The sequence below is a fragment of the Mycobacterium sp. E2497 genome (assembly GCF_001668695.1).
Classification (GTDB): Bacteria; Actinomycetota; Actinomycetes; order Mycobacteriales; family Mycobacteriaceae; genus Mycobacterium.
The window spans coordinates 1-823 of record NZ_LZKD01000259.1 but is presented as its reverse complement, the minus strand read 5'-3'; the positions used below and the strand labels follow the sequence as shown (position 1 = coordinate 823).

Below are 823 nucleotides of genomic sequence, written 5' to 3'. Positions count from 1 at the left end.
CCCACGAACGGCCGTTGGCCGCCCCATTTCGCCCACTCGGCGGCCAAGCCGGGGAAACACACCTCGTCATAGGCCTGGATTTCCAGTGACCCGCGTTCGGCGATCCGGCGCGGCGAGGCGACCGTGGCCGCGGACAGGCCGAGTTCGCGGCGCTGTGCGTTCTCGACTCGCTTCGTCGACCGCCAAAACAACCACTCGACCGTCTTCATGCTGGAGCGGAACAGCGGCGCCGGCACGCGCGGAACGAGCTGGCCGTTGGCCCGCATCGGGAAGTGATGCAGTGTCGCCAGCGGAATGCCGTAGAACTCGGCGACGTTGGCGGCGGCCTGCTCGAAATTCAGGCCGGTGCAGAGCAGGTCGGCGCCGGCCGCAAGCGACGTCAGCGTGGTGTTCACCTCGCCCCAATGCCGGATCAGGGGCTCCCACACCTTGCGCATCAACCTGATCGGGCTGCGGACCGTCCAGATGTTCCGGAAGAACTCCGCCCACATGTTGCGAAGGAACTCCTCGTCGAGGAAATCATGCAGTTCCGGGCCGTACGGGACCGCCGCGAGCCCGGCGGACTCGGCGAAGCCCACCAATTCCGGCGGGACCGCCATGGCCACGTCGTGCCCTCGGCGCACCAGCTCGCGGCCAACAGCCGCCAAAGGCTCGATGTCGCCGCGCGTTCCATACCCGGCGAGAACGAATTTCGTCACGGGTCCTAGCCTTGCAGTTGCCGTGCACCGGCGACGTCGGGGGTATGGCTCCTCACCCAATCCGTCCCACGCGCGCGAAGTTTTCCAGAAGTTCGGCGGTCTTGGTGATGCTGTCCGCAGGCTTG

The 823-nt window shown here is 67.0% G+C and carries 1 protein-coding gene; it reads right to left on the bottom strand.

Annotated elements, in window-relative coordinates; all coding sequences use genetic code 11:
- The coding region (locus A5713_RS24505; RefSeq protein WP_197516471.1) for a glycosyltransferase at window positions 1-698 on the bottom strand (698 nt) is incomplete at its 3' end.
- Window positions 699-823: the final 125 nt, after the last annotated feature.